The 16,910-nt window shown below is 36.5% G+C and carries 14 protein-coding genes; 7 read left to right on the forward strand and 7 right to left on the reverse strand.

Translation table 11 applies throughout. The features are described 5' to 3' along the window. Positions 1-262: 262 nt before the first annotated feature. The 4 genes from ACFINE_RS01975 to dnaK form a co-directional block, all read right to left on the reverse strand. Positions 263-1,177, reverse strand: coding sequence for a DMT family transporter (locus ACFINE_RS01975; protein ID WP_375611392.1), 915 nt, complete (start codon positions 1,175-1,177; stop codon positions 263-265). 32 nt (positions 1,178-1,209) lie between these two features. Beyond that, positions 1,210-2,115, reverse strand: coding sequence for an acetylglutamate kinase (gene argB / locus ACFINE_RS01980; RefSeq protein ID WP_375611391.1), 906 nt, complete (start codon positions 2,113-2,115; stop codon positions 1,210-1,212). Positions 2,116-3,845: 1,730 nt separating this feature from the next. Further along, complete coding sequence (gene dnaJ, locus ACFINE_RS01985) at positions 3,846-4,988, reverse strand: molecular chaperone DnaJ (RefSeq protein ID WP_375611466.1); 1,143 nt, start codon at positions 4,986-4,988, stop codon at positions 3,846-3,848. Positions 4,989-5,146: 158 nt separating this feature from the next. Beyond that, a complete protein-coding gene (dnaK, locus tag ACFINE_RS01990) occupies positions 5,147-7,039 on the reverse strand; it encodes a molecular chaperone DnaK (RefSeq protein WP_375620858.1) in 1,893 nt (630 codons plus the stop codon). Positions 7,040-7,999: 960 nt separating this feature from the next. On the opposite strand from dnaK, the gene ACFINE_RS01995 reads away from it, so the two are divergent. Beyond that, entirely contained in the window at positions 8,000-8,554 is a 555-nt protein-coding gene (locus tag ACFINE_RS01995) for a copper chaperone PCu(A)C (protein ID WP_375611390.1), read from the forward strand. Between the two features lie 110 nt (positions 8,555-8,664). Here ACFINE_RS01995 and lysM read toward each other — a convergent pair whose 3' ends face one another. Next, on the reverse strand, positions 8,665-9,120 hold the full coding sequence (lysM, locus tag ACFINE_RS02000) for a peptidoglycan-binding protein LysM (protein ID WP_375606145.1): 456 nt from the start codon (positions 9,118-9,120) through the stop codon (positions 8,665-8,667). Positions 9,121-9,506: 386 nt separating this feature from the next. On the opposite strand from lysM, the gene ACFINE_RS02005 reads away from it, so the two are divergent. The 6 genes from ACFINE_RS02005 (at position 9,507) to thpR (ending at position 14,555) form a co-directional block, all read left to right on the forward strand. Further along, the gene (locus ACFINE_RS02005; RefSeq protein WP_005774392.1) at positions 9,507-10,229 is read left to right on the forward strand and encodes a response regulator transcription factor; all 723 of its coding nucleotides are present in this window, start codon (positions 9,507-9,509) and stop codon (positions 10,227-10,229) included. Between the two features lie 39 nt (positions 10,230-10,268). Continuing rightward, the gene (locus tag ACFINE_RS02010; protein ID WP_375611388.1) at positions 10,269-12,053 is read left to right on the forward strand and encodes a stimulus-sensing domain-containing protein; all 1,785 of its coding nucleotides are present in this window, start codon (positions 10,269-10,271) and stop codon (positions 12,051-12,053) included. A 23-nt stretch (positions 12,054-12,076) separates the two neighbouring features. Beyond that, positions 12,077-12,541: an HPr kinase/phosphatase C-terminal domain-containing protein gene (locus ACFINE_RS02015; protein WP_375620859.1), complete on the forward strand. Its 465-nt coding sequence runs from the start codon at positions 12,077-12,079 to the stop codon at positions 12,539-12,541. A gap of 136 nt (positions 12,542-12,677) precedes the next feature. After that, the gene (locus tag ACFINE_RS02020; RefSeq protein WP_375611386.1) at positions 12,678-13,076 is read left to right on the forward strand and encodes a PTS sugar transporter subunit IIA; all 399 of its coding nucleotides are present in this window, start codon (positions 12,678-12,680) and stop codon (positions 13,074-13,076) included. A 17-nt stretch (positions 13,077-13,093) separates the two neighbouring features. Then, positions 13,094-13,387: an HPr family phosphocarrier protein gene (locus ACFINE_RS02025; RefSeq protein WP_012754483.1), complete on the forward strand. Its 294-nt coding sequence runs from the start codon at positions 13,094-13,096 to the stop codon at positions 13,385-13,387. A gap of 628 nt (positions 13,388-14,015) precedes the next feature. Then, positions 14,016-14,555 (forward strand): RNA 2',3'-cyclic phosphodiesterase, encoded by a 540-nt coding sequence (thpR, locus tag ACFINE_RS02030; protein WP_375620860.1) that lies wholly within the window; start codon positions 14,016-14,018, stop codon positions 14,553-14,555. A 106-nt stretch (positions 14,556-14,661) separates the two neighbouring features. Here the strand turns inward: thpR and grpE are convergent, their stop codons facing one another. Together grpE and hrcA are read right to left on the reverse strand one after the other, a co-directional pair. Next, positions 14,662-15,324 (reverse strand): nucleotide exchange factor GrpE, encoded by a 663-nt coding sequence (gene grpE / locus ACFINE_RS02035; protein WP_375620861.1) that lies wholly within the window; start codon positions 15,322-15,324, stop codon positions 14,662-14,664. A 134-nt stretch (positions 15,325-15,458) separates the two neighbouring features. Further along, a complete protein-coding gene (gene hrcA / locus ACFINE_RS02040) occupies positions 15,459-16,529 on the reverse strand; it encodes a heat-inducible transcriptional repressor HrcA (RefSeq protein ID WP_375620862.1) in 1,071 nt (356 codons plus the stop codon). Positions 16,530-16,910: the final 381 nt, after the last annotated feature.

Raw genomic sequence — 16,910 nt, forward strand, 5'->3', positions numbered from 1 at the left:
TTGAAAGTTGTTAAAGCCGAATTTAAAGATGAGCGTTAATTTTTACCTTTATATCACCTCATGTTTTGGCTCAATGAAGGTTGTCTGCCCGGTTCAGAAATCTGACAAACAGAGAGAAGCATACTATTTCTCCAATTTGGTATGCAAAAACTGGAATAATTTATAGAACTTCTTAATCATCTGAATATTAAAAAAGCTCCAAAAATGAAAACTCTATAAGCAAAAAGCTCATGCAATAAAATCATAATAAAAAAATGTATAGCTAATCAATTTTTTTAATTGCTTTATTTTTTTTACGCCATTGTGAAGGTTGTAATTCAGCCACAATGATCCCAATCAGAATAAGCAAACCGCCCAATAAAGCTAAGGGAGATAAATGTTCTCCAGCCAAACGCCCAACAATACCAGCCCATACCGGTTCACCTGCGTAAATGAGTGTCGCACGCGTAGGGGAAATAGACTTTTGTGCCCAATTCATAGCTAATTGAATGATGGCACTCATTAATGCCAATCCTATACCAATATTAAACCAAACCCACGAAAATTCAGGAATGCTTTCTCCCATCAAAGGCATACAAGCAAATGAAAAAAAACCACTAAAAAATAACTGAATAATGGTTACACGCCGACTATCAACCTTGTTCGCAAAAATTCCGATGAGTATGACTTCTCCAGCAATCGCTAAAGCGCCTAACAAAGTTAAAATTTCGCCTTTTGAAAAATCAAAATTTCCCGGCTTTTGTCCTGAAATAAATACAAGCCCAATAAAAGCGAAAATAATGCCAATCCAACAAGCTAAACGGGGAGGTTTTTTAAAAACAATCCATTGCAAGATTGGAACCATCGGTACATAAAGCGCTGTGATAAAAGCTGACTGACTACTAATAATTGTTTGAAGTCCAGCTGCTTGAAAAGCATAACCAAAAAACATGGCTAAACCTATTGCCATCCCAGCGAAAACTTCATAAACAGTTATACCTTTTATAGAGCGCCAAAAAATTACCCCACATATAAGAGATGCAACAATAAAACGAAATCCAACAAAAAACAGAGGACCACTATAGCGTACCGCAATGTGAATGACTAAAAATGTAATGCCCCACAATATTGTCGCAGTAAATATTGCCAATTCTGGCTTACTTAATAAAGGATATTTAAACTGTTTTAGATTCACCATGAAAAACTTTCTCTTCCAATTTTCCCCACAATTTATGAAACAATAAGCGTTCCAACTCCCTGTTCGGTAAACAGCTCTAGTAAAACAGAATGAGGAGTTTTACCATTTAAAATGACAACACCTTCCACACCATTTTGAAGGGCTTTTATGCAAGTCTCTACTTTTGGAATCATGCCTCCTGAAATTGTCCCATTTTTAATAAATTTCTCAGCTTCAGAAACTGTCAATTCTTTTAAAAGTTTACCTTGTTTATCCAAAACACCAGGAACATCAGTGAGAAATAAAAGGCGTTTAGCCTCTAATGCACCAGCAATAGCTCCAGCAAAAATATCAGCATTGATATTATAAGTTTTACCATCGCGTCCTGGAGCTACAGGAGCAAGAACTGGTATCATTTCAGAAGATGCTAAAAGATCTAGCAATGTGCGGTCAACTTCAACAGGCTCACCAACAAACCCCAAATCTAAAACACGTTCAATATGCGAATCAGGATCAATGACAGTTTTATAAGCCTTTTCGGCAAAAACCATATTGCCATCCTTGCCGCATAATCCTATTGCCCATTCACCCTCAGCATTGATGAGAGCAACAATTTCTTTATTTATGGAACCCGCTAAAACCATTTCAACCACTTCAACGATCCGCTCATCGGTTACCCGTAGTCCGTTTTCAAATCGTGATTCAATCCCCATTTTCATTAAAATTTCAGCAATTTGAGGCCCACCACCATGAACAACAACAGGATTGATCCCCGATTGCTTTAATAGAGCAATATCACGCGCAAATGCTCGCCCCAAAGCAGGATCACCCATAGCATGGCCGCCATATTTTACCACGACCGTTTCATTTTCATATTTTTGCATATAAGGTAAAGCAGACGATAAAAATGCTGCTTGTTTTTCCAAAACATCTACATCACCGTTTTTAGCATCATCCATCAATAGAGCCTCCTCATCACTTTTTACCATCTCTTAATGAAATTTAGGAAAAGTGAAAACAATAAAACCAAACTTTACTCTATCCACCCCCTCCCCTGAAAATCGTCAATTTTCCTCTAAATTACGAAAAAGGAATAGCAAAATGAAATACAAAAAACTTCCTTTAAAAATTGACAGCGAAAAATTAAACAAAATAGACGTAAAAAAATGTCATTATTTTATGACCTTATATATAAAATTGAAAAGCAAAATTTTGAAGCTAAGCCGTACATTCAACTCATTAGTTTATCCCTATGGATACTTAACAATGAATAGGAATATATACAACCATTGATTTTGTAAGATAAAAATAAAGTTTCTTATAATAATAAAATTAACATATTCCCAAGATAAGAAATCACTCAACTGCTTTATAGCTTATCCCAATAAACTATAACTTTGGTTTTAAAAATTTGACTTTTTCTCAATCATTAAACATGAGGAAATGTCAATTGAACGCTCCTCATGGAGAATCATAATAAGTTGATTTATAATCATAATTTATCTTTTTATATCGTAAAATCAAAAAAAGGCTTTGCAAAATTATCATATATTGTGACTTTATTTCGATAACTCTTCAGAAGCATCTTCGTAAAAGCATTTAATTGTTTAGATTACTCTCTTCGTAAGGTTTTATAAAACTTCTCATTTTTCATGATCGGTCATTAAGTTTTTCTTTCTGCATAGCGATACATGCTTGAATTATTCAATGTTTTGTAGAATTTTTAACTCTTTTAATTATGTTATTTTATGAAAAAAGATTCATTTCGTAAATTTCTCTTTCCATATCACCAATCAATTTCAACAATATATCGTGCTGTTTTCTAAGCATATTGTGCTATTTTTTATTGTATTTATTTTTTCTTTTTAAAGGTAACTTCCTCTATCTTCCCACCAACTTTTTATTATGCCAATAAATTCAATTAAGTGAATTCCATCGAATCTGTTTCCCCACAAGAGAGATACATCGAATAACTCAAAAAGTGTTTTGTTATGTCTTCTTTAGCATTCAACACACATTATCTCATTCCACAATTTCTTTGGAACAAAATAAACTTGATTATAGCGTTTTTTATTATCTGGAAGAACTATTTATGACATCAGAAATACAAAACTAAATCCGCATCTAAAAAGACATGATTACTGCTAAAAGCTAAGATGAGGCATGTAAAAGCTATTCCGAACAAAATAACACTTATTTTAAAGGAAGCAGTGATTAAAACTATGAAAAATGCCAAAAATAAAATCGGTTATAAGAAGTTGATACTTTATTTGAAAAAGATGGATTGCCTAACAGCTTATTTAGCGTTTCTTGGCAAGCCGCTACCTATTTTATAATTTTATTATAGAGTCTTTAAAAAGAAATTTTGAGTGAAAAAATAAACACCAAAAATACTGAATGCATAAAGGCAGTTATCATGACACTGGCAATATTTATTATCAATCACTCAATTGCGTTCTTATATGGATAAGCCCTTTTTAAAATGTCATAGACACTCAAAAATAAGACTTATCCATAAAACTCATGAAATATAAAAACTATCAGCAGCAGGAGTTTATCCTAAATTAGCTGTCTCTCTCTTTTCTTTTCAAGAAAAAATGCTTTTCAAAGATAATGAGACAATAGAAAGCTTAATGAAAATAACTTTCCCACAGTTCTCTCTAATTATTCTGAGAACATTCACATAATTTTAACCAGAAATATTTTCAAAAAATTCTTTCATACGTGAAAAAAAACCATGTGATTGCGGTGAATTTTCATGATTTGAGAGTTTCTCAAATTTTTGCAACAATTCACGTTGTTCTTGCGTTAATTTCTGCGGCGTCTCAATCGTGATATGGATGTAAAGATCACCCCTTGCTTGCTGACGGCGCAACATGGGCATACCTTTGCCTCTAAGGCGGAATTGACGTCCATTTTGTGTCCCTTCTGGAATCTTAACGCGTGCTTTAACACCATCAAGGTCGGAAACTTCAAACTCTCCTCCTAAAGCAGCTGTTACCATTGAAATAGGAACGCGACAGTGAAGATCTGCTCCTTCTCGCTGAAAAAACTCATGCGGTTTAATGGAAAGGAAAATATAAAGATCACCATTGGGGCCACCACGAATACCAGCATCACCCTCACCAGAAAGGCGAATACGCGTTCCATCTTCAATACCAGCTGGAACATTTACGCTTAATGAACGTTTTTTCTCTATACGCCGTGTCCCCTGACATTTGGGGCATGGATCCGTAATAGTTTCACCACGTCCATGACATGTAGGACATGTCCGCTCAATAGAAAAGAAACCCTGTGCAGCACGCACACGACCAGATCCATGACATGTTCCACAAACTTGCGGCTTAGAGCCTTTTCTCGCTCCTGATCCTTCACAAACATCACACGTAACGGAACTGGGAATATTAATTTCTGCAGTTTTTCCTGAAAATGCCTCTTCTAAAGTCACTTCCATATTATAACTCAAATCTGCACCACGTTCGCGACTATCACCACGCTTACGGTGTGTCCCTCCCATAATCTCACCAAAAAAGTCTTCGAAAATATCCGCAAATCCACCACCAGCAGCAAAACCACCAAAGGGATTTGCTCCCCCTTGACCACCGCTATTTTCAAAGGCCGCATGGCCAAATCGATCATAAGCAGCACGCTTCTGGGGATCTTTAAGAACTTCATAGGCTTCGCCAATTTCTTTGAATTTTCGCTCTGCCTCTTTATCCCCCGCGTTGCGATCAGGATGATATTGCATTGCCAACTTACGAAAAGCAGATTTCAACTTTTTATCATCACATTCGCGAGTCACGCCAAGAATTTCATAATAGTCAACCTTCATCATGTATTCCTGATAATTTTTCTGTCATCCATCTTTATGGATAATATTGCTTTTAATTTATATTTTTAGCAACAAAGTTGCAACTTATCTCAAATAATAAAGCCCAGCCTTATATTTCAAAGGCCGGGTTTATCAATTAATCAACACATATGCTGACACTATTTCTTCTTATCATTAACTTCTTCAAAATCAGCATCAACAACATCATCATTCTTTGCCTCTGTTTCAGTGTCAGCGCTCGCTGCTTGTGAGGCTTCGTACATAGCCTGTCCAAGTTTCATACTGACTTCTGCTAATTTTTGCATCTTTGTTGTTACTTCTTCCGTATCACTGCCTTCAAGCGCAGATTTCAAATCAGATATTGCTGTTTCAATCTGTCCCTTTTCTTCAGCTGATACTTTATCGCCATATTCATTGAGCGACTTTTCAGTTGAATGAATAAGAGCCTCCGCTTGATTTCTAGCTTCAACACCTTCACGGCGTTTTTTATCCTCAGCCGCGTGCTCTTCTGCATCCTTTACCATTTTTTCAATATCAGCATCACTTAAACCACCTGATGCCTGAATACGAATTTGATGCTCTTTACCTGTTCCCTTATCTTTGGCCGAAACATTAACAATACCATTCGCATCAATATCAAAAGTAACTTCAATTTGAGGTATACCACGTGGGGCTGGAGGAATACCAACAAGATCAAATTGAGCCAATAACTTATTATCACTTGCCATTTCCCGTTCACCTTGGAAAACACGAATCGTCACAGCACTCTGGTTATCATCAGCTGTCGAAAAAACTTGCGATTTTTTCGTCGGGATAGTGGTATTGCGCTCAATAAGGCGTGTGAAAACCCCACCCAAGGTTTCGATACCCAAAGATAAAGGTGTTACATCTAGCAACAACACATCTTTGACATCGCCTTGCAATACACCTCCTTGGATGGCAGCACCCATTGCGACCACTTCATCAGGATTAACGCCTTTGTGTGGATCCTTACCAAAGAAGCTCTGCACAACTTGCTGAATCTTGGGCATACGTGTCATTCCACCCACTAAAACAACTTCGTCAATCTCACCGGCCTTTAATCCAGCATCTTTCAACGCAGCTTTACAAGGTTCAATGGTACGCTGCACTAAATCGTCAACGAGAGATTCAAATTTTGCCCGAGTCAATTTCATTGTTAAGTGCTTAGGACCTGATTGATCTGCCGTGATAAATGGTAAATTGATTTCTGTTTGCTGTGACGAAGAAAGCTCAATTTTTGCTTTTTCTGCCGCTTCTTTTAAGCGCTGTAAAGCGAGTTTATCATTTTTCAGATCAATTCCTTGTTCTTTTTTGAATTCATCGGCAAAATAACCGACCAAGCGCATGTCAAAGTCTTCCCCCCCTAAAAACGTATCCCCATTGGTTGACTTAACTTCAAAAACGCCATCTCCAATTTCAAGGACTGAAATATCAAATGTACCACCACCAAGATCGTAAACTGCTATTGTTTTTCCGTCCCTTTTGTCCAAACCATAAGCTAAAGCAGCAGCAGTTGGCTCATTAATAATCCGTAAAACTTCAAGTCCAGCAATTTTACCTGCGTCTTTCGTGGCTTGACGTTGCGCATCATTAAAATAAGCAGGAACCGTAATAACGGCTTGTTCAACTTTTTCACCAAGATAAGATTCTGCTGTTTCCTTCATCTTTTGCAAAATCATAGCTGAAATTTGTGACGGAGAATATTTCTTTCCCGCCTCTTCAACCCATGCATCACCATTGTCACCTTTAACAATTTTATAAGGAACAAGCGCTTTATCTTTTTCAACCATAGGGTCATCAAAACGGCGCCCTATCAAACGTTTAACTGCAAAAACTGTCCCTTCAGGATTTGTCACCGCCTGCCGTTTAGCAGGCTGCCCAACAAGCCGCTCCCCCCCATCAGTAAAGGCAACAACGGAAGGTGTTGTTCGCGCTCCTTCTGAGTTTTCAATAACTTTTGCGTTTTTGCCATCCATAACAGCCACACAAGAGTTCGTTGTCCCCAAATCAATACCAATTACTTTTGCCATATTATAATCTCCATTCAGCAAGCTACCTCAACCTTCATAAAGCATCTTTTTAAGATAGCTCCTCATAACACCTAAAGCCCGTATATTGCTTCAAGCAATATAAATAATGATAAACTGCAAGTCGCAACAAGCCTTGCTGCCTCGTATATAAGAACAGGCTTTTATTGCTACAAGAGAATAATGAGAGAAACATCTCTAAAATAAAAAATTTATTTTAAAATAGGCACTCTAATGACCCATAAATACCATATTTATGAGAGACTTGAGAGGATAATATATTTTTCTTGCAATTCTCAAAAAATATATCTTTCTATAAAAATTAAAAAATAAAAGAATGATTGCACTCTCGCTCTTGATCTTCTCATCATTGATAAAATCATACTCACGTAAAAGCTTTTTAAAAGGCGAATAATTTATATCACAAATATTATAAATTTTCCTTGGACTAAAATAGTCATCATATCTAATGCTCATATCAGTAAAGGTATTATCTATCTATCTCCTTTCAAAAATTCTCCTTCTAACGGTCTCATTGTTTGCGGCTATTTGAAATCTGTGCTTTAAATTCACCTAAAGTGTTTTTTCTTAACTGTATAATTTTGAACTTTGAAAATATATAAAAATACCTCTGTATAAACGCTTTAAAATGCCAAGAGCTGTCATAATATTAAAAATTGGTAAAGTGGTTGATGATTGTTCTGTATTATATCTTCATTAAGTAAAACAGTAGTGCATCATAGATTTTATACCATTTGCAAATACTATTTATGAGATGAACACGGAAGCGTTAAGAGGTGTGTTGTCATTGTAAATCTTACTGTCTTCTTTTAAATTTCAAGAATTCTATGATTTTTATATTAAAATCAATTTCATTTTAGCATTTCTTTCTTTTATTTTAAATAAAAGCTCTGCTAAAATAAAAATATTCAAAGTGTGAATCTTATGAAGGAGGGTAAATCAATGATGACATCTATTATTAAGAAAATAACAAATCTCATCTTTAAGAATATAATACATACACAATATCCATACAAAAAGGTTATCATAAATATCGTGTGTGCTCTTCTCTTTGCTGGTATAACCCTGCCAGCAGGTGCTCAGCAATATAAACTTGGCGACATAGAAATTCTCAATCCTTGGACACGCGAAACACCTAGAGGTATAAGAGTTGGTAGCGGTTATCTCTACATTATCAATCACAGTAATACCCCAGACCGTTTGGTTTCTATTTCCACAAACGGAGTAAAAACAACAGAGATACACTCTATGGCTGTCGTTAATGATATTATGAAAATGGAAAAAATGCACAATGGCATTGAAATTCCGGGAAATGGCGAAATCACGCTTAAGCCTGGCGGTGATCATATTATGTTCATGGGGCTTTCACAACCATTTAAGTTAGGTGATAAAATTAGCGCAAAATTAACATTTGAGAAAGCAGGAACCATTGATGTTGATTTCTCTGTAAACGCTATGAAAGTACCATCACCTTCTAAATCCTCTCCTGTTCACTAAGCTCCTTTTATTATAAATACAAACTTTATAAAATGAAGAAGCGTGAAATTTTTTACGCTTCTTTATTTTTTGTTTTATGCCATCAGTAAAAAATTATCCCCTTTGATGAATTAACTATGGTCAATTTCAGGAATACGTAAAACTTGTCCAGGATAAATTTTATCGGGAGATTTTAGCATTGGCTTATTGGCTTCAAAAATAAATGTGTTTTTATTACCTTGCCCTTTTCCATAAACCTCTTCAGCAATTTTCCAAAGATTATCACCAGATTTAACCTCATAAAAGCGAGAAGTTTTTCTAGGCGTTGTATCTATAACCTTTAATTGATCAACATCTACAGAAGAGATACCTTGTGAATTGCCAACAACCAGCAGTGCTTTTTCAAGTGTTTCCCTATCTGGAACTTCACCGCTTAAAATAGCTTTACCGTCTTCAACTTGAATATTGACTTTTTCTGTACCGAGTTGAAAATGATCAAATGCTCTCTTAAAATCCTTTTCTTTTGGTTCATGGTCCCCAATACCTAACTTTTCCCCTACAGTTTTAATAAAATTAAAAAATCCCATTACGACCTCCTTTCGTGTAGCAGAAACAAATTTTTGTGCATATATTGCCACATTCTTTTCTTTGCTCTTAAAACACATAGGCAGATTTTCTAAACTTCAACAATCAAAACTACATCTGTTCAATTATGAGACAAATACAATAATAAACTTTGTAATAAACCTTGATAAAAAAAGCCTTTATGAAAATTTTCTCTCAAATGAAGGGATCTTAATAGACGTAGAAACATTATAAATTATGAAAGCAAAACAAGATTTTACAGTAATGACAAAAGGTTTTTTACTTTGCTACAATTTGTATCATATTTGTTTTGCAAAAAAAATATGAACTCCCATATAAATAAGTGTGGGTAATTTGCTACCACAGCAATAGAAAGGTCTAAGAAACCATGAAAGATACACCAACAATCACACAAACGATTGTACTTGTTGATGATGATCGCAATATTTTGACATCTTTATCTTTTGCGCTTGAGACAGAAGGATATCGAGTTGAAAGCTATACAGATGGAGCATCTGCACTCAAGGGTCTCACACTTCACCCTCCACACTTAGCTATTTTTGATATTAAAATGCCCCGAATGGATGGGATGGAACTTTTGCGTCGTTTGCGTCAAAAATCTGATCTTCCAGTTATTTTTCTTACCTCTAAAGATGATGAAATTGATGAATTATTTGGTCTCAAAATGGGAGCTGATGATTTTATTACTAAACCTTTCTCCCAACGTCTTCTTATTGAACGCGTGAAAGCTATTTTACGCCGTTCTAATGCACGTAACCAACCGCTTTCTACAGGAACTTCTTCCACCTCTTCTCTCAAACGTGGAGATCTTGTGATGGATCAAGAACGCCACACCTGTACATGGAAAGATAAACCTGTTATTTTAACCGTTACGGAATTTTTGATTCTGCAAACCTTAGCACAAAGACCAGGAGTTGTAAAAAGTCGTGATGCTTTAATGGATGCTGCTTATAGTGATCAAGTCTACGTAGATGATCGCACCATTGATAGTCACATTAAACGTCTGCGTAAAAAGTTTAAACAAGTGGATGATGATTTTGCAATGATTGAAACACTTTATGGTGTAGGTTATCGTTTCCACGAGGTATAAAACTACTTTGTCGCAAAAATTTGAATGGCAATCAAATCGATGACAGACAATTCTCAACTGGAAACTTTACAAAAAACAACCGTTAATGGTACATCCTCAACGCCATTTCTTATGTTCGCTCGTTTGCATCTTCGAACACAACGTCTCTTTAGACAATTGCTTTTTTCCAGCCTCACACGTCGCATTGTTATATTAAACATTGCTGCTCTTGCCGTTTTAGTTACAGGCATTTTATACCTTAACCAATTTCGCGATGGTTTAATTGAAGCAAAAATCAAAAGTTTATGTACCCAAGGAAAAATTATTGCTGGGGCTATTGCTGCTTCTGCAACAGTAGATACAAATTCTATCCTCATTGACCCTCAAAAACTCTTAGAGTTACAGACTGGTGAAAGCGTTACACCCGCTCCTCAATCAACCGATTCTTGGGATTTTCCTATTAACCCTGAGCAAGTTGCCCCTCTTTTACGGCGTCTTATTACACCTAAAACGACAAGAGCACGTATCTATGATCGTGATGCTACTCTCCTTCTTGATTCGCGCGTTCTTTATTCTAGTGGAGAAGTTTTTAGTTATGATTTACCCCCACTTAAAACAGAACAAAACATGTGGGATCGCCTTACTTCATGGTATTCAAGCGCATTTTATGGCAAAGGTATTGCTCTTGACAGAGAACAAACAAAAACCAGTGGTATTGCTTATCCAGAAGTGTACCGCGCATTAAACGGATCTCTTGCTACGGCTAAAAGACGCAACAGACAAGGGCAATTAATTGTTTCTGTTGCCGTTCCTGTTCAACGCTATCGCGCAGTGGTTGGAGCTCTTCTTCTTTCAACCACTGGTTCCGATATTGATAACATTGTAAAAGGCGAAAGACTGGTTATCTTTAAAGTTTTTGCCGTTGTAGGTAGCGTACTTTTGGTTCTTTCTCTCTTTTTGGCCCATACGATTGCCCATCCATTAAGTAAATTATCTGCCTCGGCTAATCGAGTGCGTAATGGCAATAATCAGCGTGTAGAAATTCCTGATTTTTCAATGCGTGAAGATGAAATTGGTCACCTTTCAACTTCTATTCGTGATATGACCAATGCCCTTTATATGCGTATTGAAGCCATTGAACGTTTTGCTGCTGATGTAAGCCACGAATTAAAAAATCCTCTCACCTCCCTACGCAGTGCTGTTGAAACGCTCCCTCTGGCTAAAAATGAAGAAGCACAAGAAAAATTGCTGGAAATTATTCAACATGATGTGCGCCGCCTTGATCGGTTGATTACAGATATTTCTGATGCATCGCGACTCGATGCAGAGCTTGCACGAGAAACCGCAGAGATTGTTGATATGACACCGCTTTTGGAAAGTCTTGTTCATGCTGTTCAGGAAGTGTATCGTAATACGCAAACTATTGATATAAGCCTTAATATTGTCCCACGTCCTCATGGAAAAGCTTATCTTGTATTGGGACATGAACTTCGTTTAGGACAAGTGATTTCAAATCTTCTTGAAAATGCGCGTTCTTTTATTCCTCGGAATCGTGGCAAAATTTGCATTACTATGAAAAGCCATGCTTCAACCCTTATTTTAACCATTGAAGATAATGGCCCAGGTATTCGTTCAGAAAATATTGAACGCATTTTTGAACGTTTTTACACAGATCGACCAAATGAAGATGCTTTTGGACAAAACTCTGGACTTGGCCTTTCTATTAGTCGGCAAATCATCGAGGCTCATAATGGGACAATTACAGCCGAAAATATTATTGATCCTACACTTGGGAAGTGTAAAACTGGTGCACGTTTTACTATCATGCTTCCGCTTGCTAAATAAATCTTTTATCCAAAGTAAAAGACATGAAAACAAAATGTGAAATACTCCACGCAAATTGCCTTCAACTAGGCGGCAAGGGGCTGTTAATTATAGGTCCATCCGGATCAGGAAAATCAACCATCACCCTTTCTTTGCTTGACCGCGCTGAGTGGTCAAAACGTGAAGCGAAGCTTATCAGTGATGATTATACAATGTTGCGTGCGGAAAATGGAAAGCTTCACGGATACACTCCTGATAATTTAGAGGGCGGCATCGAGATTCGTGGCGTTGGTCTTTATATGATAGAATTTGAAAAGAACACAACTATCGATTGTGTTATTTTTCTCGGTCCGGAATATGAACGTTTTTCCACAAATAAAACTTTTCAATTTGAAAATTTGCACATTCCTCTTTTAAAACTTCCCTCTCTTCGTGAAGCCGATTGTACAGCCATTTGTCAAGCTATTGAAGCATTTTTGTTTAGAAAAATATGGCAAAAATCTGTCTAATTTTTTTCTAAAGATAAAAAAATCACAATTTTTGCCTTTTTTTTGCAAATTTTTCTTGGCAGCAAGATAAAGCCTTGTACAATGTCTTTCCCACCAACTATGGTTGGGTCTTATTAGTTAACAGGAGTTTGCGTAAATGATTGGACTCGTGCTTGTAACGCACGGTGAGCTGGCTGTCGAATTTTTACATGCCGTGGAACATGTTGTTGGAGTACAAGAAAAGTTCGCAACAATATGCGTTTATCCCGATGACGATATAGATCAGCGCCGAGGTGATATTATAGCCGCAGTAACCGATACAGATACGGATCATGGCGTCATCATATTAACAGATGTGTTCGGTGGAACACCATCAAATATAGCTATTCCTGCTATTGAAAAAGGACGCGTTGAAATGATTGCGGGTGTTAATTTGCCCATGCTTATTAAACTGATTTCTATTCGCAAATGTCCTGATATTTCATTATCAGACGCGTTAAGAATAGCACAAGAAGCAGGGCGTAAATATATTAATGTACCAAGTATGATTTTATAGCGGATAATAAAATACCAATGTTTTCCAAAGATACCCTCCCATGTATAAGTCGTCATTTCAATATCTGTAATAAACGTGGGTTGCATGCACGTGCTTCTGCAAAATTTGTACAAACTGTTGACAATTTTAATGTTACTGTTGAAGTTGAAAAGGACGGGAAAATTGTTGGCGGATCATCAATTATGGGACTTATGATGCTAGCGGCTTCATCCGGTTGCAACCTCACCATTCGTGTTTCAGGACCAGAAGCAACAGATGCTCTTAATGCTCTTGAAAAGCTCATCAATAACAACTTTGGAGAGGAAAACTAGTGCTTTTTCATCATAAACAAAGATGATAATTCTTAGAAAATAGGAACTTTCCATCATTATTTTGAATTTTAATTTCTCTTCCCGCTTTTATACAAATATTCATATCCATTATAGATTGGCATAATTATCATAAATGTAAAAGCTTATAGTAATTTTGTTATGCTCGATTTTTTTCTTCCTTTCCTAACATTATTTGACCAATTTGAATAGTTTTGCGTATTATGGCTATTCCCCGACTTAATCATATAATTAAATTTTTACAGAAAAGAGAACTCTTTACCTTGTATTAAAGTATGCTTTATTTTAGGCTAAAGATAAATGTCAAAATAATTTCACACATCAAAAATCTATCAACTTTTCTTATTTTCTGCTAACTTTGTAGCCTTTATAATACACAAGTAATCTTCCATTGCACATCATTGTGATACAGATCCTGAAAACGCAATTCTTATCAATATCATAACCATTTTCTTAAAACAAATAAGCTGTGTATATTCATAATTATGGTAAGCATTTTTTAAACATTATTTTTCTATACTATTGCCTTATGTTCTTTGGTAGACAACTCACTCTCGTTATCTATCATTGTGCTTGGAGTGGCATCTTTTCATTGTAAAGAGGTAATATTGTGGGTCGTCTATTTAGTGCCCTTCAAATTCCTCAACAAACAACACAACAACTTGTGTCGTTGCAAAGTGGCTTACCAAATACGCAGTGGATTAATTCGCAAAATTTTCATGTCACCTTATCTTTTTTTGGCAAAGTTGAAAGTTCTACCGCAGATATACTTATGCACGCCTTTGACACAATAAAGCTCTCTCCTTTTATGCTACAAATAGATGGTTTTGATATTTTTGGTTCAGAAAATACTGCCCCCTCTCTTGTTATTCGCATTAAACCTTGTAAAGCTCTCAATCTTCTACACGAAAAGATGCAATCTATCCGTAGCCATTTAGGTCTAACACCTGATGAAAGAGAATTTACTCCACATATTACTATTGCGCGACTGCTTGATACTAAACCTGAAGACCTTGTTCCTTATCTGTTCTTTCGAAGGAATTTTTCATTTCCTCCTTTTGAGGTTGATCATTTTGTTTTATTTTCATCGCCATTTCCCTCAAGCGATGCCGTGTATGTTGTAAAAGGAAATTGGCCACTTCAAAAATAAAAGGGTGTTTGTCACACCCTTTAAAAACTCTTTGAGAAAAGACCCTATATATATGAAACTGCAGGGAATACTGCATTTTACGATAGAGGTTTGTTATTGATGTGTTTTAAGCCGAATCATCTTCAACAGAAGTTTCTTTTGCTCCTCCTTTGGCTACACCCACTATAGCTGGACGTAACACCCTTTCCCCGATAATATAACCTGCCTGAACCACTTGTTGAACAGTATTATCTGGAACATCAGCATTGGGAATTTCAAACATCGCTTGATGAAAGTGAGGATCAAATTTTTGCCCCTCTGGATGAATTTTTTGCACCCCATGACGTTCTAATGCTGCCATCATGGCACGTTCAGTCATTTCAACGCCTTCTGCCAATGATTTCAAACCAGCATCACTCTCCCGTGCACCTTCTGGAATAGCTTCCAAAGCACGATTGAGATTGTCAGAAACCGATAACATATCCCGTGCAAAATTAGCAATGGAATAAGCTCTTGCATCCGCCACATCTCGCATAGTACGGCGTCGAAGATTTTCCATATCTGCAACAAGACGTAAAAGCTGATCTTTCAGTTCTTTATTTTCATCCTGCAAAGACGCTAAAAGATCACTAACCTCATTGCTTTCTGTTTCAACGACTTCGTGTTCCTCTGTTTTATGTGTTTTTAAAAATTCATCGGCTGCCTGTTTAAGTGTATTACGATCAGCTGGATTTTTTAAATCACAATTTTCAAATGAAGCGTCAGTAAATTTGTTTTTTTCATCAGACATAAAAATTTTATTCCTTCATAAGATTCGTTATTCTCGATATCGAAATTCTACAGACAAAAATCAAGGGGTATCGATGTATATAATACTATATAATACAATGAGCTTTTATAGTACAAATACTTACTTGCATCGTTTTAACGCAATAACTGTGACACAAGTTGAGCTGTATAATCAACCATGGGCACGATCCTTGCATAATTAAGCCGTGTAGGACCAATAACACCTAAAGCACCAATGACTCTTTGTTGTGAATCACGATAAGGTGCTACAACTAAAGAAGAACCAGAAAGTGAAAATAACTTATTTTCTGAACCAATAAAAATTCTAACCCCAGAACCTTCATCCGTTAAATCGAGAAGTTGTGCCATACTTTCACGCGTTTCAAGATCATCAAACAAATGGCGTAATCGTTCTAAATCTTCTTCTGCTTTCACATCTTCAAGTAAATTGCTACGCCCGCGAACAATGAGGTGTATTTTATGATCAGCACCTTCTCCTCCCCAAAGAGCTAATCCCGTTTCAACAAGATGATGCGATAAATCATCAAGTGCAGCCCGTGTTTCTGCGCATAAGCGGGCAATTTCCCCTTTAGCTTCACTCAATGTAAGCCCTTGGATATGGGCATTGAGAAAATTCGTTGCTTCCGTCAATTGTGCATGAGTAACCCCTTCCGGTAAATGAACAATACGATTTTCAACTTCACCTTGTTGAGTCACCAAAACGGCAAGAGCATGCTCCCTATCAAGGCGCACAAATTCAATATGTTTCAATGTTCCTTCTTGTTTTGTTGCTAAAACAAGCCCTGCCCCACGTGAAAGATCTGAAAGAACTCGGCTTGCTTGGACAAGAAAATGTTCAACCGATTGTGCATGACCAGCCTCTTTGACTTGCATTTCAATATTTTCTCGCTCTTCGTTTGGCAAATCACCCGCTTCCATAAATGCATCAACAAAAAAGCGTAAACCTGATTGTGTTGGCATTCGACCCGCAGAAACATGTGGTGCATAAATCAAACCGAGATGTTCAAGATCACTCATCACATTGCGAATCGTCGCAGGCGATAATGTCTGTTGTAAAAGCCGCGAAAGATTACGTGATCCTACAGGTTCACCATCATTAAGATAAGCTTCAACAATATGGCGAAAAATATCACGCGAACGTTCATCAAGATATTTTAGTTCATTATCAATAGTTTTGTGCTTCATCACAACTGTTTCACTACTTTTAAAATCCTCATCTCTTATATAAGTTTTGCCAAGGTTTGGTCAAATAGTCTAAAGTAGTATAAAAACATATTATCCTATTGAGCTGTAAAATGCTACCTTTCAGAGTGATGCTTGATAAATTACGCAGGAAATATTTTTGTTAGAGTGTGTGAGAAATATTTAAGATTAAGAATTGATCTGTAAAGTGGTCTGCTGTAGGGACTTGTCAAGAGAATCTAGATTGATTAAAAATCGCTGTAAATAGAAAATTTCACCCTTTAGAGCAAGCAGAAAATTGGAAGTTTACCATAAAATGCTATCATAAAAAAGACATGTCTTTCCTATCTTTGCAAGGTTATCTTCGTGCAAGATAAAAAATTT

This window comes from Bartonella sp. AA97HXZ, from assembly GCF_042196985.1.
GTDB lineage: Bacteria > Pseudomonadota > Alphaproteobacteria > Rhizobiales > Rhizobiaceae > Bartonella.